This is a genomic window from Vibrio sp. H11 (assembly GCF_004804295.1).
Lineage (GTDB): Bacteria > Pseudomonadota > Gammaproteobacteria > Enterobacterales > Vibrionaceae > Vibrio > Vibrio ostreae.
Genome location: NZ_SSHN01000007.1, coordinates 59831 through 82836, shown reverse-complemented (window position 1 = coordinate 82836; position 23006 = coordinate 59831). Strand labels below are relative to the sequence as shown.

At 49.3% G+C, this 23006-nt stretch carries 22 protein-coding genes and 1 pseudogene; 8 read left to right on the top strand and 15 right to left on the bottom strand.

Going from position 1 to position 23006, the window contains the following annotated elements; translation table 11 throughout:
• Positions 1-145: 145 nt before the first annotated feature.
• Positions 146-1126 (bottom strand): catabolite repressor/activator, encoded by a 981-nt coding sequence (gene cra / locus E6C74_RS12475; protein WP_136485655.1) that lies wholly within the window; start codon positions 1124-1126, stop codon positions 146-148.
• A 318-nt stretch (positions 1127-1444) separates the two neighbouring features.
• Between cra and fruB the strand changes: the two genes are divergently transcribed.
• From fruB to fruA, 3 genes are read left to right on the top strand one after another with little or no spacing between them, the layout of a single operon-like run.
• Entirely contained in the window at positions 1445-2581 is a 1137-nt protein-coding gene (gene fruB / locus E6C74_RS12470; protein WP_136485653.1) for a fused PTS fructose transporter subunit IIA/HPr protein, read from the top strand.
• Positions 2582-2591: 10 nt separating this feature from the next.
• Positions 2592-3545 (top strand): 1-phosphofructokinase, encoded by a 954-nt coding sequence (gene pfkB / locus E6C74_RS12465; RefSeq protein ID WP_136485651.1) that lies wholly within the window; start codon positions 2592-2594, stop codon positions 3543-3545.
• A gap of 18 nt (positions 3546-3563) precedes the next feature.
• Entirely contained in the window at positions 3564-5309 is a 1746-nt protein-coding gene (gene fruA, locus E6C74_RS12460) for a PTS fructose transporter subunit IIBC (protein WP_136485649.1), read from the top strand.
• 263 nt (positions 5310-5572) lie between these two features.
• On the opposite strand, the gene E6C74_RS12455 is transcribed toward fruA, so the two are convergent.
• From E6C74_RS12455 to nrdD, 4 genes are all read right to left on the bottom strand, one after another.
• Positions 5573-6196, bottom strand: coding sequence for an ATP-dependent zinc protease (locus tag E6C74_RS12455; protein ID WP_136485647.1), 624 nt, complete (start codon positions 6194-6196; stop codon positions 5573-5575).
• A 53-nt stretch (positions 6197-6249) separates the two neighbouring features.
• On the bottom strand, positions 6250-7431 hold the full coding sequence (locus E6C74_RS12450) for an amino acid aminotransferase (RefSeq protein ID WP_136485645.1): 1182 nt from the start codon (positions 7429-7431) through the stop codon (positions 6250-6252).
• A 183-nt stretch (positions 7432-7614) separates the two neighbouring features.
• The gene (gene nrdG / locus E6C74_RS12445) at positions 7615-8082 is read right to left on the bottom strand and encodes an anaerobic ribonucleoside-triphosphate reductase-activating protein (RefSeq protein ID WP_136485643.1); all 468 of its coding nucleotides are present in this window, start codon (positions 8080-8082) and stop codon (positions 7615-7617) included.
• A 16-nt stretch (positions 8083-8098) separates the two neighbouring features.
• Positions 8099-10219, bottom strand: a complete 2121-nt coding sequence (gene nrdD / locus E6C74_RS12440) for an anaerobic ribonucleoside-triphosphate reductase (protein WP_136485641.1) — start codon at positions 10217-10219, stop codon at positions 8099-8101.
• A gap of 281 nt (positions 10220-10500) precedes the next feature.
• Here nrdD and E6C74_RS12435 point away from each other — a divergent pair, with 281 nt between their 5' ends.
• The gene (locus E6C74_RS12435; protein WP_136485639.1) at positions 10501-11403 is read left to right on the top strand and encodes an endonuclease/exonuclease/phosphatase family protein; all 903 of its coding nucleotides are present in this window, start codon (positions 10501-10503) and stop codon (positions 11401-11403) included.
• Between the two features lie 143 nt (positions 11404-11546).
• On the opposite strand, the pseudogene E6C74_RS12430 reads toward E6C74_RS12435, so the two are convergent.
• The 4 genes and pseudogenes from E6C74_RS12430 to E6C74_RS12415 all read right to left on the bottom strand — a co-directional run.
• Positions 11547-11798 (bottom strand): annotated as a pseudogene (locus E6C74_RS12430) (efflux RND transporter permease subunit); the annotation flags it as partial.
• 97 nt (positions 11799-11895) lie between these two features.
• Complete coding sequence (locus tag E6C74_RS12425; RefSeq protein WP_136485637.1) at positions 11896-12351, bottom strand: YeeE/YedE family protein; 456 nt, start codon at positions 12349-12351, stop codon at positions 11896-11898.
• A gap of 21 nt (positions 12352-12372) precedes the next feature.
• The gene (locus E6C74_RS12420) at positions 12373-12792 is read right to left on the bottom strand and encodes a YeeE/YedE thiosulfate transporter family protein (protein ID WP_136485635.1); all 420 of its coding nucleotides are present in this window, start codon (positions 12790-12792) and stop codon (positions 12373-12375) included.
• A gap of 26 nt (positions 12793-12818) precedes the next feature.
• On the bottom strand, positions 12819-13124 hold the full coding sequence (locus E6C74_RS12415; RefSeq protein ID WP_136485633.1) for a metalloregulator ArsR/SmtB family transcription factor: 306 nt from the start codon (positions 13122-13124) through the stop codon (positions 12819-12821).
• 153 nt (positions 13125-13277) lie between these two features.
• Between E6C74_RS12415 and E6C74_RS12410 the strand changes: the two genes are divergently transcribed.
• Together E6C74_RS12410 and E6C74_RS12405 are read left to right on the top strand one after the other, a co-directional pair.
• Positions 13278-13463 carry a DUF2892 domain-containing protein gene (locus E6C74_RS12410; protein ID WP_136485631.1) on the top strand — a complete coding sequence of 62 codons (186 nt, stop codon included), beginning with the start codon at positions 13278-13280 and terminating at the stop codon, positions 13461-13463.
• 47 nt (positions 13464-13510) lie between these two features.
• Entirely contained in the window at positions 13511-15214 is a 1704-nt protein-coding gene (locus E6C74_RS12405) for an FAD-dependent oxidoreductase (RefSeq protein ID WP_136485954.1), read from the top strand.
• A 47-nt stretch (positions 15215-15261) separates the two neighbouring features.
• On the opposite strand, the gene E6C74_RS12400 is transcribed toward E6C74_RS12405, so the two are convergent.
• Entirely contained in the window at positions 15262-16176 is a 915-nt protein-coding gene (locus E6C74_RS12400) for a LysR substrate-binding domain-containing protein (RefSeq protein ID WP_240798181.1), read from the bottom strand.
• 189 nt (positions 16177-16365) lie between these two features.
• Here E6C74_RS12400 and E6C74_RS12395 point away from each other — a divergent pair, with 189 nt between their 5' ends.
• Together E6C74_RS12395 and E6C74_RS12390 are read left to right on the top strand one after the other, a co-directional pair.
• Entirely contained in the window at positions 16366-17007 is a 642-nt protein-coding gene (locus tag E6C74_RS12395) for a LysE family translocator (protein WP_136485627.1), read from the top strand.
• A gap of 218 nt (positions 17008-17225) precedes the next feature.
• Positions 17226-17705 carry an FAD-binding protein gene (locus E6C74_RS12390; RefSeq protein WP_206208411.1) on the top strand — a complete coding sequence of 160 codons (480 nt, stop codon included), beginning with the start codon at positions 17226-17228 and terminating at the stop codon, positions 17703-17705.
• A gap of 437 nt (positions 17706-18142) precedes the next feature.
• Here E6C74_RS12390 and E6C74_RS12385 read toward each other — a convergent pair whose 3' ends face one another.
• The 5 genes from E6C74_RS12385 to E6C74_RS12365 all read right to left on the bottom strand — a co-directional run bounded on the left by E6C74_RS12385 (position 18143) and on the right by E6C74_RS12365 (position 22659).
• On the bottom strand, positions 18143-19903 hold the full coding sequence (locus E6C74_RS12385) for an anti-phage dCTP deaminase (RefSeq protein WP_136485625.1): 1761 nt from the start codon (positions 19901-19903) through the stop codon (positions 18143-18145).
• Positions 19904-20175: 272 nt separating this feature from the next.
• On the bottom strand, positions 20176-20520 hold the full coding sequence (locus tag E6C74_RS12380; protein WP_136485623.1) for a YajD family HNH nuclease: 345 nt from the start codon (positions 20518-20520) through the stop codon (positions 20176-20178).
• Positions 20521-21048: 528 nt separating this feature from the next.
• Positions 21049-21417 (bottom strand): carboxymuconolactone decarboxylase family protein, encoded by a 369-nt coding sequence (locus tag E6C74_RS12375; RefSeq protein ID WP_136485621.1) that lies wholly within the window; start codon positions 21415-21417, stop codon positions 21049-21051.
• 59 nt (positions 21418-21476) lie between these two features.
• The gene (locus E6C74_RS12370; RefSeq protein WP_136485951.1) at positions 21477-21833 is read right to left on the bottom strand and encodes a MerR family transcriptional regulator; all 357 of its coding nucleotides are present in this window, start codon (positions 21831-21833) and stop codon (positions 21477-21479) included.
• A 133-nt stretch (positions 21834-21966) separates the two neighbouring features.
• A complete protein-coding gene (locus E6C74_RS12365; RefSeq protein WP_136485619.1) occupies positions 21967-22659 on the bottom strand; it encodes an alanyl-tRNA editing protein in 693 nt (230 codons plus the stop codon).
• Positions 22660-23006: the final 347 nt, after the last annotated feature.

Here is a 23006-nt window from a genome sequence, read left to right as displayed (position 1 = left end):
ATTGCGATGTGAGAAGGAAAAAGATCGAGCCAGATTCCACCGATTGATACCAATCAGTCAACAATTAGCCGGTAGTGCCCATTAAGGCATTAGCGGCTAATTTAGTTACTTACGGATCTGGCTTATCAAGTCGTCCACATTAGGCTCAGGAGCGCACTTTTAAACGACGTGGTATCAGCTCAACACCTGACTGATAACGTTTGGCGGAAGCGTTGAGTGCCAGAGCCAGCGCACTGTCCGCGATCAACTCAAACTGCTGAGGCAGCGAGTTCACTTTCGTCGGAATAAAATCAAGCAAACGGTTATCACCAAAAGTAGCCAGACGGATCGTTTTCATGAGTTCCGGATGCATTAACAACACGTCAAGAATCCCTTCTAACAAGGTATAAGATGTGGTCACTACCGCATCCGGCACACTGCTCTCGGCAACCCAGCGCTCAAACACCTCCCGGCCGTCATCACGATGGAAGTGCTGACCATAGTCAACCTTGACGTCAATCCCCTTCTCTTTCAGTGCCGATTCAAAACCCAACTGACGCTCCTGGGAAATATTCAGCTCCGGTAACGCACCGATAAGGCCAACCGATTTCACCGATTTATCCAACAAGGATTCGGTCAGCTCAAAAGCGGCGCCGAAGTCTTCGCTGATCACGCAGGCAAAGTACTCGTCGTCTAAAGGACGGTCTATGGCGATGACCGGGGTGCCGCTTTTCTGAATGTTAAGATAGAAGCTATTGGCGTCCGGCATGGTACTGGCCACGAACAAGGCTTCAATCCGGCGCGACACCAAGGCATCCGCCACGCTCATTTCTGTCTCTGGATTATCATCTGAACAGGCAATCAGAATTTGATATCCCGCTTTACGCGAATTCTGCTCCAGCAGTTTGGCCAGACGAGCGTAACTGGTGTTCTCTAAATCAGGGATGATCAAGCCGAAGGAACGACTGCTTCCGGCACGCAGTGCCGAGGCCGCATGATCCGGACGGTAGTTGTGTTCATCAACCACGGCCATCACTTTCTGCTGGGTTTTCTCACTAATTCGGTATTTATGTGCTTTACCGTTGATCACATAACTTGCGGTTGTTTTGGAGACGCCCGCCAACTTGGCCACTTCATCTAGTGTCATATCAACTACTCTGTAATGTGCGTATGATCATAGAAATAACTTTCCGATCCTTGATGAAGTTGAATTATACGCTGAATCGATTCAGTATTGAAGCTGAAAGGATTCAGCAAAGTCTCAAATTGATAGCCAACTCGTGTTTTTTGGACTAAACCTTAAAACAAGCAAACGATGATATCGCCAATCGACGATTTTGCTGAATTTTTTAGAACTTAAAGCTGAAACGATTCAGCTCAACGATAAAGCAGGGTAAATCCTTGCGCCGCACCTGAGGTGCGGTGACAACAAAAAAGCCACTCGCTGGCTGGAAAGGGGCCAAACATGCTGCAACTTACTACTCAAGACATTCAACTGGAACAAGCACAGGCCAACAAGCTGGATGCGATTCGTTCTATTGCTGCCGACCTGACTGCCAAAGGTCTGGTTGATGAAGGCTATGTTGAAGGTATGCTGAACCGCGAAGCGCAAAACTCAACTTTTTTGGGTAACGGCATCGCAATTCCTCACGGAACCACAGATACACGCGACCTGGTGAAACAAACCGGTGTTGCTGTTCACCACTTTCCTGCCGGCGTTGACTGGGGCGACGGTAACACGGTTTACGTTGCTATCGGTATCGCAGCTAAATCGGACGAGCACCTGGGAATTCTCAAACAACTCACCAAAGTGCTGTCAGCCGATGGTGTTGAACAAAAACTGAAAGAAGCCAAAGCAGAGAAAGACATCATCGCCCTGCTGAACGGCGAAGTTCAGTTTGATGCCGATTTCGATGCGTCACTGATTCAACTGCAATTCCCGGCCAGCGACATGATTCAGATGAGTGCCGTCGCCGGCGGCCTGCTAAAGAACACAGGCTGTGCAGAAGCTGAATTTGTCGCAGACTTAGTCACTAAAGAGCCGACTCACCTGGGTAAAGGCCTGTGGTTAATCAGCAGCGATAAAAACGTCAAACGCACCGGTATGTCATTTGTTTCAACTGCCAATGACTGTGAACACAACGGCGTTAAGGTCAAAGCGTTAATCGCATTTGCCGCTTGCAACAGCGCGCACGAGGCGTTCCTCGCTAAGATCTCTGAGCTGGTATTTGCCCAGCAGCAAGACAAACTGCTTAATGCCGACGCACAAGCCTTGGTCAATCTGTTTACTCAGGGTGAAGAAGAAACCCAGGCTCCTGCTGCTGACGGTAACGTAGCGGTCTTCAAAATCAGAAACTCACACGGCCTGCACGCACGCCCTGGCGCAATGCTGGTTGCTGAAGCGAAGAAATTTGAATCCAGCATCAAGGTATCCAATCTGGATGGTGACGGCAAAGTTGTGAACGCGAAAAGCCTGATGAAAGTTATCGCGCTGGGCGTCAAACACGGTCACCAACTGCAGTTTACTGCCGAAGGTCCTGATGCATCGCAAGCTCTGGAATCTATCGGTGCAGCGATCAACGCTGGCCTGGGTGAAGGTTAAGGAGCGCGATATGACCAATAAAGTTGTCACCATTACGCTTAACCCGGCACTCGATCTGACCGGCAGCCTGAGCACGTTAAATGTTGGCTCAGTCAGCCTGGTCAAAGAAGGCAATTTGCATGCTGCTGGTAAAGGCGTCAACGTGGCGAAAGTACTGAGTGACTTAGGTGCCGACGTGACGGTTACCGGCTTTCTGGGCCGTGATAACCAGGAAATGTTCTGCCAGTTGTTTGCTGACATGGGCGCAACAGACAAGTTTGTCCGCATCGACGGCGCAACCCGCATCAACGTAAAGCTGGTTGAGGCCAACGGCGAAGTCAGCGACGTGAACTTCCCGGGCATTCAGGTTTCGCCGGCAAACATTGCAGAGTTTGAAGCTACCCTACTGGCACTGGCCGAAGATCATGAATTTTTCGTACTGGCTGGCAGCCTGCCAACGGGCGTGTCACCGGAGCTGTGTGCGTCCTGGATCGAAAAACTGCACGGCCTGGGTAAAAAAGTGCTGTTCGACAGCAGCCGTGACGCACTGGCCGCCGGCCTGAACGCCCGGCCTTGGCTGATCAAACCTAATGATGAAGAGCTGTCTCAGTTTGTCGGACGCGAATTAACCTCACCGGCACAATGCCGCGAGGCCGCCCAACAACTGGCTGACAAAGGTATTGAGAACATCGTTGTATCCATGGGTGCCGAAGGCACCATGTGGCTGAATAACGGTGAATGGCTGCACGCCCAGCCACCACGTATGAATGTGGTCAGCACAGTCGGTGCCGGTGATACGCTGGTGGCCGGACTTTGCTGGGGCCACATGCAAGAGATGGATAAACAACCACTGATTACGTTTGCTACTGCCCTTTCCGCCCTTGCGGTCACGCAGGTTGGTGTCGGCGTACCAGACATTGAGCAATTAAACACCCTACAACAACAAATCCAATTACAACCGGTTAGCGCAGAAACTAACCAATAAGGACAGAAGGTCGCATCTATGAATATTGCCATTATTACTGCATGCCCAAGCGGCGTTGCAAATAGCATTATCGCTGCTGGTCTACTTGAACAAGCGGCGAAATCACTAAACTGGACGGCCAGTGTTGAGTGCCACTCATCCGTTCTGGCGGGTAAAACCCTGACTGACGCTGAAATCAACACAGCCGAGGTGGTGATTGTTGCTACAAACACTCCGGTTGATACCACACGCTTCGTGGGTAAAAAAGTTTACCAGAGCGAAATCTCCGCCCTTACCGCTGATCCGGTTGCTTACCTGAAAGCGGCAACCGAACAAGCGACTGAACTGTCAGCCGCTGCCGCAACCACTTTTACTGCGCCTGTAGCCGCAGCCACAGACGGCGTGAAAAAAGTCGTTGCTGTGACTGCGTGCCCGACTGGTGTTGCACACACCTTTATGGCAGCTGAAGCACTGGAAGAAGAAGGCAAACGTCGTGGTTACCAGATCAAAGTGGAAACCCGTGGCTCAGTCGGTGCAGGTAACGCTCTGACTGAACAAGACATCGCCGATGCGGATCTGGTTATCATCGCGGCTGACATTGAAGTACCGCTGGAGCGTTTCAACGGTAAAAAAATGTACCGTACCAAAACCGGCCCTGCGCTGAAGAAAACATCAGAAGAGATGGATAAAGCGATCGCTCAGGGTTCAGTGTACCAACATTCAGGTGCTGCGCAGAAATCCGGTGCAGAAACGGAAGAGAAGAAAGGCGTCTACAAGCATCTGATGACCGGTGTATCTCACATGCTGCCAGTGGTGGTCGCCGGTGGTCTTATCATCGCGCTGTCGTTTGTATTTGGTATTGAAGCATTTAAAGAAGAAGGTACTCTGGCTGCGGCTCTGATGTCTATCGGCGGCGGCTCTGCATTCGCTCTGATGATTCCGGTGCTGGCGGGCTACATCGCGTTCTCTATCGCTGACCGTCCGGGTCTGGCCCCTGGCCTAATCGGTGGTATGCTGGCAAGCTCAATCGGCTCAGGCTTCCTGGGTGGTATCGCAGCGGGTTTCATTGCCGGTTACTCAGCAAAATTCATTGCCGATAAAGTCGCCCTGCCTGCTTCAATGGCAGCACTAAAACCGATTCTGATCATTCCATTCGTTGCCAGCTTAATCACTGGCCTGGTGATGATTTACATCGTTGGTGGCCCGGTTGCCGGCATCATGTCAGCAATGACTGAATTCCTTAACAACATGGGTTCGGCCAACGCGGTTCTGCTGGGTGTTATCCTGGGCGCTATGATGTGTTTCGACCTGGGTGGTCCGATTAACAAAGCTGCGTACACCTTCGGTGTTGGTCTGCTGGCATCGCAAACTTATGCGCCAATGGCCGCTATCATGGCAGCAGGTATGGTACCGGCTCTGGGTATGGGTCTGGCAACATTCCTGGCAAAAGACAAGTTTGAACAAGGTGAGCGTGAAGCAGGTAAAGCATCATTCGTACTGGGCCTGTGCTTCATCTCTGAAGGTGCGATTCCATTCGCAGCGAAAGACCCGATGCGTGTTATTCCGTCTTGTATGATTGGTGGTGCACTGACTGGTGCCCTGTCGATGCTGTTCGGTGCAAAACTGATGGCGCCACACGGCGGTCTGTTTGTACTGCTGATTCCTAACGCTATCACTCCGGTACTGATGTACCTGGTTGCTATCGCGGTAGGTACTGTCGTGACAGGTGTCAGCTACGCATTCCTGAAATCACGTGCACAGAGCAAACAAGCTGTGACCGCATAAGTTACGCAGGTAGTAAGTTACTAAAGTAGTAAATTACGAAAGTAATAAATTGCGAAAGCAAATTGGAGCTAACTACCGATCTTGGCTCCCCTCGTAAAGTCCCCCGTGACTCTTGCCAGTGAGTGTATTCTCACTGGCTTTTTTATATGACTTTCGATTCAGGCTGTTGAATCGCAGCCAAAGTAAAAGCCAGCATGTGCTGGCTTTTTGTTAATTACCTGGATAAGGATCGTATCCGGAAGATGTTCATTCCTCGAGCATAATCAGTCCTTTTTGTGCTTTTCCTGCACGTATTTACGACCAACATCGACCACAGCCACATCTTTGAAGAAACTGCGTCCCAGTAGCAGCGGATAACTCAGATGAGTACGGTCTGCCAGCGTAAACTCGGTCTGCTCTTTCACGTCACCGATTTGAATCCAGGACAGGATGACCGGACGGCGGTGAGTGGTGTCTGAGGTCGACTGGCGGATCTTAACCCAACGCTCAACCGGTACACTCATTTCTTCACTTTTAATCCCTTCGTGCTCGATACGAAACTTAACCCAGTCTTTGCCGTCGCGTTCAAACGGTTCAATATCCACCGCACTAATCGATGATGTCGTCGCCCCAGTATCAACCCGGGCACGGAAATTCTCTTTTACACCAGGGACATAAACCCACTCCTGAGAGCCAAGAATCAGTTTGCCATCCGATGTTTTGGTGGCTTTGAGCACAACTGTGTCTTGTTTTGGCGTATTGCTATCCTTTGCACTATTATTCGCTTCCTGCGAGTTTGTAGGTTGTTCAACTTGAGTCGCGGCTTCCTTATCTGCCGGAGACGAGGCACAAGCCACGATACCGCCACTAAGCATTAAAGGAATCAGGATTTTCCATTGTTGTTTCATGCATTCACCTAATCAACTTGCTGGATCTCTGTTTAAAAACGGGTGCTCTAACTTTATGAGACGTTAACAATCGCATCTGCCACGTAAGGAATATCTTTCTCTGTCAGACCGGCGATATTGATACGACCATCGCCAACTCCATAAATTCCATACTCTTCACGTAAACGTGTCATTTGCTCCGGAGCGAAGCCTAACACAGTAAACATCCCTTTGTGACTTTTGATGAAATCAAATTGTGCCGTATTGTGTTGATTTCTCAACTCATTGCATAAGGTTTGACGAAGGTTTAACAAACGCTGTTGCATCTCTGACAGCTCTTGTTTCCATAAAGCGGTCAACGTTTGGTCCTGCAGCACGGTCTTCACCAGCGCTGCACCGTGGTCAGGCGGCATGGTGTACGTGGAACGTGCCAGGGTCAGTAACTTACCTTTTGCATTGGCGGCTTCACGGGCATTTTTGCCCATCACGATCGCCACACCGGTGCGTTCACGGTAGAGGCCAAAGTTCTTCGAACACGATGCCGTAACCAGCATTTCTTCTACCTGATCTGCCATATAACGCAGGCCTTGAGCGTCTTGTTCCAGTCCTTCACCAAAACCCTGGTAAGCAATATCGACAAAAGGTGTGAAACCATTTTTCAACGCCAGTTCGGTGATGGCCTGCCAAGCCGCGAAATCGATATCAGCACCGGTCGGGTTATGACAGCAGCCATGCAGCAAAACGACATCCTTTGGCCCTGCCTTGGATAAATCGGCCAGCATGCGCTCGGTATCCACCATTTTGCTGTCGCGACTGAAGTAAGAATAGAATTTCACTGTCAGACCCGCCGCTTCCATTACTGGCTTGTGGTTAACATAGCTCGGGTCAGTCAGCCAAATGGTACTGCCCGGCTGGGCAACCTGAATCAGATCGCCCAGCATACGCAGCGCGCCGCTGGCGCCAGGGGTCTGAATCGCAATAGTACGCTCAAGTTGGGCAGCCTCACCCATCACCAGATTCAGCATGCCACGATTGAACTCTTCACACCCGGCAAGGCCGACATAAGATTTGCTGGTCTGAGTCGCGACCACGATATCCTGAGCCTGTTTTACAGCCTGCATAATTGGCGTAACGCCAGCGCTGTTTTTGTAAACGCCGATACCAAGATCGACTTTTTCCGGACGAGGATCGTTACGATAAGCAACGGAGAGAGAAAGAATGGGATCTAAAACTGGTGTTGGTAATTGGGATAACATGAAAGCCACAACCCTTTGAAATTCATATGTGGCTTTCAGTAAACACCAATCAGGCTCAAACCGAAAGGGATTTTTGCTGTGCCAGCCTGCTCGTGCAGGGTTTACGGCAGCAATGACAACATCCGGCCCTGTCAGGCACTTGTCGCCTTTCGAATACCTGTATTATGCCTGTTGAATAACGGCTTAGAGTGCAAAGCGATGAATTACCTGGTTACTACTGCCACGCCACTCGAGTGCCGGGTCGGCCAGCGCTTGCTCAAACTTACCGTCAATCAGCACATCCACCAGCCTGACGATGTCGCGCTGAGCGTCCGTCAGCTCACTCAGTTGATAGCCACTCCATAGCCAGATGTCTTTATCCGGGCACTCGGCACGCACTCGCTTTACCAGTTTGAGCACCCCGCTCAGATTCGCCGGGTGCAGCGGATCGCCCCCCGACAAGGACAAGCCGCGCCGATAAATACGGCTGTCATTCAAATCAGCAATGATTTGGTCTGCGAGTTGCGGCGTGAACAGATGACCAGAGTCCAAACGCCAGGTACTCTGATTGTAACAGCCGCGACACTGATGTTCGCAGCCGGAAACAAACAGTGTGCAGCGTGTTCCCGGCCCGTTGACCACATCGACCGGATAATATTGCTGATAATTCATGGTTGGCTCGTGTGCATCATAAGTGCTTCACCCGGCGTTTGACCTCTTCCTGCTTACCGAAGTTAAACGGACGCGCATCCGGGCTGCCAAGATAGCCGCACACACGGCGTGTAACCGATACCTTACTGGAGTCGTGATTACCGCATTTCGGGCAGGTAAATCCTTTACTGGTACAATCAAACTCACCGCTGAAGCCACATTCGTAGCACTCATCAATCGGTGTATTAGTCCCGTAATAAGGCACCCGGCTGTAACTGTAATCCCAGACATTTTCCAGTGCTTCTACATTGCGCTGCATATTCGGGAACTCGCCGTAACAGATAAATCCGCCGTTCGATACATCCGGATACGGCATTTCAAAATCAATCTTGTCGTACGGATTGACCTTCTTTTCGACATCGAGATGAAAACTATTGGTGTAGTAGCCTTTGTCTGTGACGCCCTCAATCACGCCAAACTCGGTGGCGTCAATCCGGCAAAAACGGCTACACAGGTTTTCGCTTGGTGTACCGTACAGGCTGAACGCATAACCGGTTTCCGCTTTCCAGCAATCGACCGCTTCACGCAGCTTAGCGATGATTTTCACCGCCTGCTCACGCAGTTCATTGCTGTCATAAACATGCTGCTGCGCACCAAACAGGGCATTAATGGTTTCGTGCACGCCGATGTAACCAAGCGAAATCGACGCGCGGCCGTTTTTGAAGATGTCGGCAATGGAATCATTGGCTTTCAGCCTTACGCCACAGGCCCCTTCCATGTATAAGATCGGCGCCACACGGGCTTTAACGTTCTCCAGACGGTGAATTCGCGTTTCCAGCGCGCGGCGTGCCAGCTTGAGCTTTTCATCCAGCAACTGGTAAAAGCGCTCGAGATTACCTTCAGCCTTGAGCGCAATGCGCGGCAGGTTGAGGCTGACCACTCCGAGGTTATTGCGCCCTTCGTGAATTAACTCGCCTTTTTCTTCATAGGTATTAAGGAAACTGCGACAGCCCATCGGCGTTTTGAATGAGCCGGTTACTTCCACCACTTTGTCGTAGTTGAGGATATCCGGATACATGCGTTTCGACGCACATTCCAGCGCCAGTTGTTTGATGTCGTAGTTAGGATCCCCGACGCGATGGTTAAGGCCGTCTTTAATCGCGAACACCAGCTTCGGAAAGACCGCGGTTTTGTGGTTCTTGCCCAAGCCGGCAATCCGGTTTTTCAGAATCGAGGTCTGGATCAGGCGTGATTCCCAACTGGTTCCCAGGCCAAAGCCCAGTGTCACGAACGGCGTTTGTCCGTTGGCGGTATGCAGAGTATTCACTTCATATTCGAGCGATTGAAAGGCATCAAAACACTCTTTCTCGGTGCGCGCTTTAGCAAACGCACGCGGGTCGTGAATGTCCCACTCACGTGCAACATTAAGGTGTTTGAGGTAACTGGCGGTGACATAGGGTGCCAGCACTTCATCAATGCGGTTGATAGTCGTGCCACCGTAAATATGGCTCGCAACCTGAGCAATGATCTGGGCAGTAACCGCGGTGGCAGTAGAGATGGATTTCGGTGTATCAATCTCCGCATTCCCCATCTTGAAACCGTGAGTCAGCATGCCCTGCAGATCAATCAGCATGCAGTTAAACATCGGGAAGAACGGTGCGTAGTCCAGATCGTGATAATGCAGATCGCCCTCTTCATGGGCCTGCACCACATCGCGTGGCAGAATACGGGTTTTGGCATAATGCTTGGCGACAATACCGGCCAGCAGGTCACGCTGGGTCGGGATCACCTTACCATCTTTATTGGCGTTTTCATTGAGTAAGTCGGCGTTGCTCTCCTGAATCAAACCTTCAATTTCGTGCGTCAGCTTACTTTGCTTTTCACGCGCAATATCGCGGTCATGGCGGTATTCAATGTATGAACGAGCTAATGCTTTATATGGGCCTTGCATTAGCTCGTTCTCTACCAGAGTCTGGATCTCGGCAATGTGAACTTCTTGGTGCTCTTTAAGCTTCAGCTCGACGGCCAGCGCCACATTAAGCGCGTATATAGCCATTTCACTGCTGACTTCTTGTGCAGCGCTTTCTACTGCAGACTGGATACGATCACGGCTAAACGGGGCTTTGGAGCCGTCACGCTTGATTACGACAGGTTTCACTTTTTCTCCTTACCCAGCATACTCACAGAGTTATCTGCAAATACACCATATTGGGTCAACCTAGCGACCAACAACACTATATATAGTACGGTATTAAACGAGATGCCCTACATATCCGTATTGATTTGGATCAAGCAAAATCCGTCTATGAGCAGAAACAAATCGATCTGTAGAACCGATCGCAAAGAGAGAAAAAAACCGCTAAGAAAGCAAATTTATGCCCCCTTGCGTGACTTTTATGTGAAACACTCAACGTATCATTCTTCCGATAACCGACCGATATGAGACTAAAACTTGTCACATCACGCCTGCTGGCACTGATATTGTTGGGATCCTCAGTAACCGCTCAGGCCGAAAATACCGTGATCAGCAGCTGGAATCTGGAGTGGCTGACGCTTAACCCGGCCGTTTCTGCCAATCGTGGTAAACGAACCGCGCAGGATCTCGACGCTCTGGCCGGCCATTTTTCACGACTCAACAGCGACGTGGTTGCCTTTCAGGAAGTCGACAGTGCGCAAGCGATGCAGCGCATCGCCGGTAATCATTACCAGATAGTCATGTCGGATCGCAGCCTGGCTCGCAATCAGAAGCGTCAGTTTTCAGATAGCAATCAATACACCGGATTTGCAATACGCCGTGGTGTGCCGTTTGCCGATCCGGCCGATATCGACCTGACGCCACAGCAACACAACAAATTACGCTTTGCTACTTATATCGTGCTGTATCCAGACAGCAAACAGCCGCTGCATGTTCTTAATGTGCACCTCAAAGCCGGTTGCAGCGGCAAGTTTTCCGCATCGAACCGCAGTTGCCGCACCATACGGCAGCAGGGCGAAGCGCTCAATCAATGGTTGAGCGCCCGAGCAGGGCTCCAACAAAGTTACCTGATCGTCGGTGATTTCAACCACAACCTGGCCTATCAGGGTGACTGGCTTTGGCAGGAAATCGGAGCCGGGCTACCACAAGCACCACAACTGACCACCAGGCAAACGCGCGCAGAGTGCAAAGTGCGCTCACGTAACCAAACCAACAAGCTGCATCAGTTCCGCTCACTGATCGATCACGTCATCGCCAGCCCGGATCTTGCGCTACCGCAACCACAACAGATCACGTTTGACCCGCAGCTGGTCCTGACATACAAGCTCAGTGATCACTGTCCGGTGCGGGCGGTGTTAACCCGCTAAGTCGCAGATGAGCTAACCCTCAGCATCGCAACAAACTGAGCGACGAGATACTAAGGTGAAAAAAAGCCCCGCCAGAATGGCGGGGCAGACACAAGTAAAAGAAGTGTACTCTGTTTTTATGATTTATCGTGTCAACGCTTGCGTCATTCGGTCTTATCGTTAACGGCGGGTACCAAGCGTTTTCTCATCACTACATAGTATAGAACCGGAATAACCAACAAGGTTAATATTGTTGAAATAAAAATTCCGAAAATCAGACTGATAGCCAAGCCATTAAAGATAGGATCGTCGAGTATAAACATCGCGCCGATCATCGCAGCCAATGCAGTGAGCATGATGGGCTTGGCCCGTACGGCCGCTGACTGTATGACAGCTTCGCCAAACTCTGCCCCCTGGCTGCACTGATTTCTAATAACATCTGCCCCTGACTGACATGATCGTTGACATCCGCATCAACAAAGCGTAACGAGGTTAGCGGGCATGCGTTTTACTCTATCGAGCATTTTTGGCCCATATAAATACATTACCTACTCCGAGTCCGGCCAGCATGGCGATAAAAAATCCCCACACATCAGCGTTTCCGAGCGCCAGACTTGCCAATGCCGGGCCCGGGCAGACTCCCGCCAAGCCCCAGCCGAGACCAAACAGTGCGGCGCCGCCGATTAAACGGCCATCGATCTGGAGCGAACTCGCCAGACTAAACTGCTGCGCATTCACCGGCCGGCGACGGGGCCTGATCACCAAGAAATACGCCGGCATAAACACCAGCAAGGCGCCGCCCATCACAAACAGCAGGCTTGGGTCCCACGAAGTCTGAGCATCAAAAAGTGCCGCCACATTCAGAAATCCGATGACCTTAGCCGGGTCAGCCATACCGGAGATCACCATGCCAAGGCCAAACAGCAGGCCACAAACCAGAGACGTTAACCGAAACAATACGTTATTCATTTTTCTATCCTGCTCAGCCCGCTAAATCAGATGTAAACGCACAAAAACGGTCAGCACCGCAACCAGCATGAAAACAGCCGTGGCGACCAGTGAGCGACGCGACAGACGGCCGATGCCGCAAATACCATGGCCGCTGGTACAGCCATTGCCCAAGCGGGTTCCTAAACCGACCAGTAGACCGGCCGCGGCCAGAAGTCCTCCGTTCGGCGGATAGTCGATAACCAGATTATCCGACAGCGTCAGAGCACCGAGTACCCCGCCGGCGACAACCCCTGCCGCAAACAGCATCCGCCACGAAAAATCGCCCCGCTCAGGCTTGAGCAGTCCTGAGAGAATCCCGCTGATACCGGCGATTTTACCGTTCATCAGGAGTAATAAAGTGGCAGAAATACCGAGTAACATGCCTCCCAACAGAGACGCCCATGGTATGGAAAATGTCATATTGTCCTCTTATTCCAATGAGTTGCTCACGCGCCGCAAAAAATGTGCTGCAGGCTACCGATCAACTGTGCAACCCGGCCATCGGCCAGGGAGTAAAACACTTGTTGTGATTCTTTACGGGCTTTGATCAGTTGATGCGTTCTCAGCAGCGTTAAATGCTGTGAGAATGCCGACTGACTGAGTGATGAATTTTTCTGAAGTTGCCCGACACCAATCTCACCCTGCGTCAGTTGGCACAACACCATCAAGCGCTCCGGGTGCGCCATAATGCGCAGCAGCTCAGAGACTTCCAGCGCACTGGATTTCATCTGCTCTATATCAACCATTGCCATCACTCCCCCTCAAAGAGACCAATCTCAAAACCACTTAAATCAGATAATACTAATAAACATAAATTAGTCAAAACTTATTTAGATAAAACAATATTAGACTTACCTAAATAATGGTTCTATAGTAACAACAGTTTATTGACGGAGGAAACGGTCATGACAGTCGACAATGGCGTTCGAGTAGTGGCAGGGGCAATGGTGTTACTCTCTGTAATATTAACCACACTGGTGCATCCTAATTTCATCTGGTTAACCGTATTTATCGGTGCAAACCTTATACAAAGTGCTTACACAGGCATCTGTCCGGCAGCTTACGTGCTGAAAAAGCTTGGTTTTAAATAGTACGCCCAGTATAAACTGTCAGTTGGGCTAAAAATTGGAGTGAAATGATGACTAAAATTGTGATTATCGGCGGCGTCGCGGGCGGTGCATCGGCCGCAGCCCGTGCGCGCCGTTTAAGTGAAGAAGCACAGATCATCATGTTTGAACGCGGCGAGTTTGTTTCATTCGCCAACTGTGGCTTGCCTTACCATATCGGCGGCGATATTCAGGACAGAAGCAAACTGCTGCTGCAAACCCCAGAAAGCTTCCTGGCACGCTTTAATGTCGATGTGCGGGTGATGAATGAAGTCATTGCCATCAACCGCCAGGACAAAACAGTGACAGTAAAAAACCTGCTCGATGACAGTGAATACACAGAAAGCTACGACTTTCTGCTGCTCAGCCCGGGGGCAGCCGCGGTAGTACCCCCAATTCCGGGCATCAATAACCCGCTGACCCATTCACTGCGTAACATTCCGGATATGGATCGCATCATTAAAACCCTGCAGATGAACAAACCCGAGCACGCGACCGTGGTCGGAGGCGGCTTCATCGGCCTGGAGATGATGGAAGCATTCCAGCAACTGGGCATTAAAACGACCCTGCTTGAGATGGCTGACCAGGTGATGACACCGGTCGACCGTGAGATGGCAGGTTTTGTCCATGCTGAAATCCGTGACCAAGGCATCGACCTCAAACTGGGCACCGCACTCAGCGCGGTCGAGTACGTGCCGAATGACCACATCGCCAGCTTTGGTGCGGGCGAAAGCGATGAACACCAACACCTTGAAGGTGAGCTGAAATTGTCTCTCAGCAATGGTGAAACCCTGACCACAGATATTCTAATCATGGCCATCGGTGTCAAACCGGAAACTCGCCTGGCGCAGCTAGCAGGGCTGGAAATCGGTCAGTTGGGCGGCATCAAAATCAATGCCATGATGCAGACCAGCGATCCGAGTATCTACGCCGTCGGCGATGCAGTCGAAGAAACAGATTTCGTGACCGGCCAACCGACTTTGGTTCCCCTCGCCGGTCCTGCCAACCGTCAGGGCCGTATGGCCGCCGACAACATGTTGGGACGCAGCGAAAGCTATCAGGGCACACAAGGCACCGCAATTTGTAAAGTATTCGACCTGGCGGTCGCTTCCACCGGCAAAAATGAGAAGCAGCTTAAACGTGACGGCATCACTTATGAAAAAGTGTATGTCCACACCGCGAGCCACGCCAGTTACTACCCTGGCGCGGAAACCGTGTCACTCAAGCTGCTGTTTGATCCGCAAAACGGCAAAATTTTCGGCGCTCAGGCGGTCGGTAAAGATGGCGTGGATAAACGCATTGATATTCTCGCGGTCGCCCAGCGCGCCGGGATGACCGTCGAGCAACTGCAACATCTGGAACTGACCTACGCGCCACCTTACGGCAGCGCAAAAGATGTCATCAACCAGGCCGCCTTTGTTGCCACCAACCTGATGAAAGGTGACGGCAAAGCGATTCATTTTGATGAAATCGACAACCTGACTGAAGATCAACTGCTGCTGGATGTGCGCAATCCGGGCGAACTGAGCAACGTCGGCTACCTGCCGGGCGCGGTCAATATCCCGGTCGACCAGCTGCGCCAGCGCATGCACGAATTGCCGAAAGATAAAGAGATCATCATCTATTGTCAGGTCGGCCTGCGCGGCAACGTGGCTTACCGCCAACTGGTGAATAACGGTTACCAAGCGCGCAACCTGATTGGCGGTTACCGCACCTATAAGTTTGCCACTACCTGATCAGTAGTCCTGCAAATACAAAAATGCCAGCGTTCGCGCTGGCATTTTTAATCCAGACAAACAACCTCAGCTGGCATCGGCCCCGGCACTGCCAGCTTGAGCCACTGATACAGCAGATCGATGTTTTGCCGTTTGGCGCTGCCTTTCGGCCACACCAGATAATAACTTTCTCCGGTAGATACCGCTTCCTTAAATGGCAATGTCAGCAGCCCCGCTTCAATCGCTTTCAGGCTGAGTAACAAATCACCGACTGAGATACCGTGACCACTGATGGCGGCCAGATTGCCTTGCTCGAGTGTGTCAAACACCTTGCCCTGATTGAGATTGAGAGATTTAACCTGACCGGTACGGGCAATCCAGCGCCGCCAGTCACGGCGGTCCGTGGTCGGGTGAATCAGTTCGCAACGGGTCAGATCCTGCTGCGCTGCAGTGAGTAGATCCGGAGCACAAACCGGGATCAACCATTCAGCGAACAGTGGCAGACATTCGGTATTGGCGCCAAAACTGCCCTGACCGAGCAAAATCGCGCAATCATAAGGTTCACGGACAAAATCGACCGTGTCGACATCCATCCACACACTGGCAGTTTCAATCAGCGGCGCCGAGTGCTGCGCACGAAAACGACTCAACACATCCAGCAGCCAGCTCATGGTCAGTGTAGACGGCGCTTTTAAACGCAGCTTGCGGTTGTTATTTCCAAAGTGATAACAGGCATTTTCCAGGCTCTGGAATCCTTCAGCCAGTTGGGTTGCCAGCGTATTACCAGCCGGTGTGATGGTGACTTTCGGGCCGTGACGCTGAAACAGCTCACATTCAAACCACTCTTCCAGTGTGCGCACGTGGCGGCTGACCGCGCCTGGCGTTACGTTGAGCAGTTGTGCAGCTTTAGAAAACGAGCCTAAACGGGCTGCCGCTTCAAATGCGCGCAGCGCGTACAGTGGAGGTAAGGTCACTGCAATCATCCATTGTGAGTTTAACTCACAATAATATACAGATTTTTCCGTTTTTCACCAATGGACTGATTGAGGATAATCAGCCCATTAATTCCCAAGCCGATTAGTACTCACACTTGATAATCGTGAGTGCTGCTCATACAGATGTGCTCATAAAAAGTACGCCCGGCCCGATTCAGTCACAGGAAACCACGCCCGATGAACCTTTCTTTGCTCGCCAGTTACAGCCTGGCCGTGTTGCTTTTAATTCTCAGCCCCGGCCCTGTAGTGGCTTTAATCACCTCTACCGCGGCACGTCATGGTCAGCGCAAAGCATTTATGACCATGCTTGGCACCAATGGCGCGTCACTGCTGTTGCTGACCACCGCGGTATTAATGCTGGCTGGCGTGGTTCATTTGTCTCCCGCTTACCTGTACTTACTGGGTATTCTCGGCTCGCTGTACATTGGCTATACCGCCATCAGTGACTTGCTGGCAATGATAGACAATGCAGGCGCCCGGAACGCAGCAGCCACACATCCGGCCAGGCAAAACGCTCACCGTAGCGGCTTGGTCAAAGGCTTTGTGATTGGCATTGCGAACCCGAAAGACATCCTGTTTTTTGTCTCGTTTTTTCCACAGTTCATTGCCGTGACACACAATTTCTCCACCAGCGTGATGACGCTGTCAGCAATCTGGGTGCTGTTTGATCTGACCATTCTGTCGCTGTATATCCTCGGCGCAAAATGGTGGACGCAAGCCTTCAGCTCACGCTGGATTGAAGGGTTATGTGCCGGATTCTTATTGCTGGTGGCTGGCGGCGGCGTGATATATAACTCGCAGCAGTTACTCGGGTCATAGTATGCAACGCCTAAAACCTAAGCCATCGTAATCCTGTCTCTCAGATTGGGCGTGGTGGCAAATTGCCCGTCCTGGGTTATGACGATGGCTTCCATCCCCTCGATACGATTGACGGTTTGCAGAATCTCTCTCGCATCGAGGCCAAACAGCTTAGTGGTGTATAAATCACAAGCCAGTGATTGATCCGCGGTGAGGGTCAGCGATGAGCTGAAAGCGGCCTGTTCTACCTGATTGCTGATGACGAGATCAAGAAAACCGCGGCCAACACCAGCCAGGAGAAAATTGATCGTCAGGTCGCCGAAGGGACGCTGTTCAGAGCCGATACGCTGGAAGAACTGGCGCTGAAAGTCGGCATGGAGCCTGCCGTGCTGGTCGATACCGTCAACAAATACGACAGCTATGTTGAAGCCGGTTTCGATCCTGAATTCCACAAAGATACCTTCAGTTTAAAAGTGGAAAAAGCGCCGTTCTACGCGACCCCAAGACAGCCAGTCGTTCACCACACCATGGGCGGCCTCAAGATTGACACCGCAACTCGCGTACTGGATGACAACAACCAGCCAATCAAGCATCTGTACGCCGCAGGTGAAGTGGCCGGTGGTATCCACGCCGGTAACCGCCTCGGCGGTAACGCGCTGGCCGATATCTTTACCTTTGGCCGGATTGCAGGGCAAACCGCACTGCAGGAAATGAACTGATGATTTCCTGATTGAATGGAGAGTTGTTGTAAAGTGAAGAAGCCAACCTGTAGTGGGTTGGCTTCTTTTTTTGTTTTTTAAGGATGATTGAACAATTTTCATAGTCGCCGTTATATACAAACCGCCATCGTCTTTACTAGTGCATTCGCCACTTTTCTTCCCCACTCGACTCCGGACTATTCGTTCGCATTGATCACTCTGGCTGCATTTTTGATTGATACGGTATGGTACGCGATTGTGGCTTTTGGTCTTTCCACCCAGCCACATTCTCCCGCTTCAAAAAGCACATCTGCCGCTGCTCCAGCAGCTTAATGGCGTTTATGGGTGTTAAGTTGTTGGCGAATAGCTGAGTGTTAAGATTGAGTATCGTTCGAAAACATTATTCCTTTAAGGAATTAATCTCGAATTTGATTTAAAAAAATCAGTAACTCAAATACCTAGTTTTTCCTTAGACTTAGTTCATCTTTCATTGGCATCAAAGGCGTATAGAGTCTGTGATATGCATCACCTACAGCTCCTATGAATTGGGTCACGGTAGGTTGGTGCATTCCTATTGAAAGAATATGGTCTCTTGCTATTCCTGGATATGGATCAATAAATACTATTTGTTCTATTCCAAGTTGATATGCTTTTTTCGCACAAAGTTCACATGGGCTAGCAGTGGTAAATAGTTTCCCTCCCTTAATACCAGTGCCCCCGTATTTTGCTAATTGCATAAAGGCATTTTCTTCTGCGTGTAAAGAACGAGTATGTACCTGATTTCTTTCCCCCTCCACAACGTTTTGTAGCGATTTGAAACAATAAGTTGGATTAATACCTTCATTTTCTAATGATTTTAATTTTTTGTATTCCTCTTTAGCTATATGTCTAAATTCTCTATTGTTTCTCTCATATACACTATAAGCGACTTTATCAAAATTATTATTTAGATCTCTTAGCGAACGTAAATTACACGGCAACTGTCCTTCAGCCACATCATTCCAGCCAATTGCTTGAACTGAATAGTCACGATTGGTTATAACAGCTCCTACTTGTCGTGAAACACATCCTGAATTAAGTTTTGCTGAATAGGCTATATGCATAACTCTTTCCATAGATGTTGGAGTTATCAACCCTGGATGTTGCATCAAACTAATGTACCACGCTAATTGAGCTAACAGTGCATTATGGTTCTCGGGTTCTTTTCTCGGATTATACAGATGTATGTCTGACAACTCTAAACATGCAGGTACATTTTGGACGAATAATTTCTGTGCCTTTGACATATCTTCTTGCTGTCTATCATGAAATAAATCCCAGTTCCCTGACTCTTTCGAGTCAAGATCTTTTATTTGTTGAGCAGTGTATTTATGTACATTAGTTAAGTATTCGACACGGTCTTCATTACTCGCATTTATAGACATAAGATAAAACGCTGCATATCGATCTTTGAAATATCTTACTTCGTATGGATTTCTAAAGGCATCAATTACGATGCAAGTTGGTCTTCTTATTAACTTATCCGCTCGTCGGACAGATTTGATCACTCTATCAATAACTCTAGGAATCTCTAGTAGGTTATTGACATCGAAAGACTTCTCTAGAGCTGGCTTAAGTTTACCTTGCATCCGTAAGGAGTTACCGGCATGTTGATAAAGCTTCGTATATGCACCCTCACCAAATTCAAGTTGTAGTTGAGTCTTAAACGCTTTCGAGAACAGCTTGTATTTTAGTAAAAGCTTCTGAATATCCCTTCCCGTGGGAGACGGCATTTTCGTACCTTTAAGCCAATAAGAAACAATTTCTTCCCATCTTCTGATTCTCTTAGCACGATTTTTAAAATTAATTGCATCTAAAGCAGTTCTTACTTTTGACTTTTCTACGCAAAGGACCTTAGAAATAAAATTAATTAACTCTTTTTTAGAGGATTCTAAAATCACAGCACTAATTAAGTCACTAATTTTAATAGAAAGAAACGATGGAAAATGTTTCTGAGCATAAAATTTTGCAATGCTATATCTCTTTTGGCTAAGAGATGATAACTTATATCCATCTACATGCGTCAAGGATTCTAAAGAAGGGAAGTTCTTTCCCTTTCCACTAAGTAGCATTGAAGCGGTTGTACATCCACTACCGGTTCTTCCAGTCAAACCTAGCACAATAAAATCACTTCTCTGCTCAACTAAAATATCAAATGGGTTTTTACGATTTTCCGTCATTATCTTACTCACTTTTGGAGAACTTTTATTATACTTAGTTCATAATCACTCCATTTGCTTACTAAATTTCAAATTATGCGATAATTCTCACTATTTACTAACGCTAAGATTATACCTACCCAAGAATTAGATATCGTGAAAATATTCAGAGGTAACTTATCACTAGAACATACTCAGTTTTTTATATGAGTGAACTTTTTTAACGACCAGCGCCAAATAATAAAATATGGATCACAAAATAGCGGCGAGCCGAAACCCGCCACAAGCGAAACTCACTTCTTCATCTTCTTGGCTAAATCAGCAAACGGATTGTAGGTCGCGCCTTGATGCTCATCCTCACCCGGTTTGATTTCGCTGCCGTAACGTTCGTGTTCCAGGTATTTACTGTTCTCATGATCATGGTAGTAAAGACACAACAACTCCCAGTTGCTGCCGTCTTCCGGGTTATTGGTATGGTCATGATCTTTGTGGTGAACGGTTAATTCACGCAGGTTGGAATAGACAAACTCACGGGCGCAGCGGCCGCACACCCAAGGATAAAGCTTGAGCGCTTTCTCACGATAGCCCGCCTCTTTGCGAGCATAACTGGCACTGCTGCCGTAGTAATCTGATGACATGGTTACATATCTAATTGCAATTTAAGCCTGAATGCTACCACAAGTATAAGGCAGAAATAGTGACGCACGCTAAGACTCAACCACTAACGGGTTCTGTCCTAATTTCTAAAGCATCAAGGTATCACTTTGATCAATGAGTTTAAATCAACAACGATCTCACCAATCTCAGAAAATCAATATCATAGGCAAAAAATCAGGACGATTTTTTAGGTTTTCGGCGTCGGGAACGCCTAAAACCGGCCGGACCACATCAAAGTAACCAAGCGCCTTTCTGGTTACTCTTTGGCAAGACAAAGAGTGACTGGCACGCTGACACTAAGCTCATAGAAACCGAGAAAGCAAAAGCGTGACATACAACGCCACGAAATCATTAATGCCAGCAAAGAGGGACTGGACCGCTTGCACCAACCCAGAAAGAACATCGAAAGTAAAAGCGGGACATACGGACATACTATCCCACTTCCCCAAAAACAGAGATCCAAGGCGGGACATATCACCCCACTTCCACAAAAACAGAACGTCTAACGCTCAGGACTTTAAAACCTCTTTCAAAGCAAACATCCCGTTCAGTGCTGCCGGGAAACCTGCGTAACCTGACATCTGGATAATCACCTCTTTCAACTCCTCTTCACTGCACCCGACATTGAGTGCCGCATGTAAGTGCACCTTTAATTGCGGCGCGCAGTTACCCATCGCGGTTAACGCAGCCACGGTAGCGATTTCACGTGTTTTCAGATCCAGTCCCGGGCGTGAGTAAATATCACCGAACGGATACTCAATGGTGTAGCGGGCAAGATCCGGGCAAATGTCTTGCAGGCTTTCAATGACCTTCTGCCCGGCTTCTCCGTCGATCTTGGTCAGTTGTTGCAGTCCGCGTTCAAATCGTGTGGTTTCCATTAAGGCCTTCTCCTGTGGTTAACGACCCAGGCACCTTACAAGTTAGAGAGAACTCTAAGTCAAGCTACTTTTCCGTTTTTGTACAATTCAATTTTGGCTTCCAGCGCCAACAGGTGTTGAGTCTGTTGCTCGATATGCTGTTGCAGCGCGCTGCGGTGCTGCTCTAGAAGGTGCTGACGCTCGCCGACCGTGGCAGATCCCTGGTCACGATAATTGGCATACTCGAGTATGCCTTCCAGCGGCATGCCGGTTACTTTGAGGCGGATGATAAAGGTTATCCAGTCGATATCTTTGGCAGTGTAGCTCCGGTGTCCGCTTGCGTCGCGCCGGATGTTTTTCAGCAGACCGATTTTTTCATAATAACGCAGGGTATGCGGCGACAGCCCGACCTGATGCGAGAACTGTTTCATGTTCATCATGGCTTTCCTTCAGCATTGAAAAAAAATATGCACAGTAAACACTGTGCATAACAAAGAGTACTCTTCACTGCAGCAAATAAACACCGCCGTGTCAGCGCAACCACGCTGGCTTTGTTTTTTTCGGTCGAAATCAATCGGCCAGCAGGATCTCTACCCGCTCCTTGCCTTTACCGACGTTCTTACGTTTAAGAGCAATCCTACCCACTTCTGATGTACGGCGCAGATGGGTTCCGCCACAAGGAACCTGGGCGAATCCCGCGACTTTCCAAAACCGACGTTCAACCAGAGGATCGGAAAACTGACTTTCGATAGCCAGATCAGCATCAATCAATTGCTGTGCCTCGGCCCGAATGTCGTTCAGCAATGGCGTGATACTGTGCGGACAGGCAAAATCAATCCGGCTTTTATCGGCTGAAATATGAGCGCCAATTTTATCGAAATCAGCAAAACGCTGCGTGAAGATTTCAAGTACCACTTCAGCCGCAAAATGTAACTTCATCAACGCATAACGTCTTGGCCAGTCAATTACGGTCACAACCTTGTCACCGACAGTAAAGGTCGGCTGCGACGCTAGCTGATAAATAATCCGCGTGCCGGATTTACTTGCCTTAACCACATCGATACCGCCGATGGTGCCCTGGTCACTCTCCTGACCACCGGATTCTGCATAAAAAATGGTGTGTGACAGCTCTACTTCACTGCCGTCCACCCGCGACACATGCGAGGTGAGCTCAGCTAAATAGGGATTGGTCCAGAATACCTTTTCTGTCATGGTAACGTCCTTTTGCCCAAAAAACAGACTACAATCAATACGATAAAACATGCACCTAATTTCATCATTTCGAGAATAAAACCCGATGTAATCACACAAGCTTAGCAATATCTGTTGCTTTTGCTGCGCACAGGCGTGAATGGAAAGTAGATAATATTGCAAAAGTGTTAAGTTGTTCGTTTTGGTTAATTAGTCGATAATCAGTTAATTATTCCAACCAAAATCAAATAATTAGAAATATCCACCATTTACTGGTTAAAGGGTTGCCACGTTATAGGGTATACGTTTATAACGGCGCCACACAGGAGAGATTAACTCTCCGGAACTTACTGTCAGCCAGGACTGAGTATGTCATTCGCCGCTACCACAATTTGTCTGTTGCACCGTTGCAAACAAGC

Excerpts from the sequence above, each read along its gene's own strand:
- cra (WP_136485655.1), bottom strand. The coding sequence starts at position 1,126 with ATGACACTAGATGAAGTGGCCAAGTTGGCGGGCGTCTCCAAAACAACC.
- fruB (WP_136485653.1), top strand. The coding sequence starts at position 1,445 with ATGCTGCAACTTACTACTCAAGACATTCAACTGGAACAAGCACAGGCC.
- pfkB (WP_136485651.1), top strand. The coding sequence starts at position 2,592 with ATGACCAATAAAGTTGTCACCATTACGCTTAACCCGGCACTCGATCTG.
- fruA (WP_136485649.1), top strand. The coding sequence starts at position 3,564 with ATGAATATTGCCATTATTACTGCATGCCCAAGCGGCGTTGCAAATAGC.
- E6C74_RS12455 (WP_136485647.1), bottom strand. The coding sequence starts at position 6,196 with ATGAAACAACAATGGAAAATCCTGATTCCTTTAATGCTTAGTGGCGGT.
- E6C74_RS12450 (WP_136485645.1), bottom strand. The coding sequence starts at position 7,431 with ATGTTATCCCAATTACCAACACCAGTTTTAGATCCCATTCTTTCTCTC.
- nrdG (WP_136485643.1), bottom strand. The coding sequence starts at position 8,082 with ATGAATTATCAGCAATATTATCCGGTCGATGTGGTCAACGGGCCGGGA.
- E6C74_RS12435 (WP_136485639.1), top strand. The coding sequence starts at position 10,501 with ATGAGACTAAAACTTGTCACATCACGCCTGCTGGCACTGATATTGTTG.
- E6C74_RS12425 (WP_136485637.1), bottom strand. The coding sequence starts at position 12,351 with ATGAATAACGTATTGTTTCGGTTAACGTCTCTGGTTTGTGGCCTGCTG.
- E6C74_RS12420 (WP_136485635.1), bottom strand. The coding sequence starts at position 12,792 with ATGACATTTTCCATACCATGGGCGTCTCTGTTGGGAGGCATGTTACTC.
- E6C74_RS12415 (WP_136485633.1), bottom strand. The coding sequence starts at position 13,124 with ATGGCAATGGTTGATATAGAGCAGATGAAATCCAGTGCGCTGGAAGTC.
- E6C74_RS12410 (WP_136485631.1), top strand. The coding sequence starts at position 13,278 with ATGACAGTCGACAATGGCGTTCGAGTAGTGGCAGGGGCAATGGTGTTA.
- E6C74_RS12405 (WP_136485954.1), top strand. The coding sequence starts at position 13,511 with ATGACTAAAATTGTGATTATCGGCGGCGTCGCGGGCGGTGCATCGGCC.
- E6C74_RS12400 (WP_240798181.1), bottom strand. The coding sequence starts at position 16,176 with ATGATTGCAGTGACCTTACCTCCACTGTACGCGCTGCGCGCATTTGAA.
- E6C74_RS12395 (WP_136485627.1), top strand. The coding sequence starts at position 16,366 with ATGAACCTTTCTTTGCTCGCCAGTTACAGCCTGGCCGTGTTGCTTTTA.
- E6C74_RS12385 (WP_136485625.1), bottom strand. The coding sequence starts at position 19,903 with ATGACGGAAAATCGTAAAAACCCATTTGATATTTTAGTTGAGCAGAGA.
- E6C74_RS12380 (WP_136485623.1), bottom strand. The coding sequence starts at position 20,520 with ATGTCATCAGATTACTACGGCAGCAGTGCCAGTTATGCTCGCAAAGAG.
- E6C74_RS12375 (WP_136485621.1), bottom strand. The coding sequence starts at position 21,417 with ATGGAAACCACACGATTTGAACGCGGACTGCAACAACTGACCAAGATC.
- E6C74_RS12370 (WP_136485951.1), bottom strand. The coding sequence starts at position 21,833 with ATGAACATGAAACAGTTCTCGCATCAGGTCGGGCTGTCGCCGCATACC.
- E6C74_RS12365 (WP_136485619.1), bottom strand. The coding sequence starts at position 22,659 with ATGTTTTATCGTATTGATTGTAGTCTGTTTTTTGGGCAAAAGGACGTT.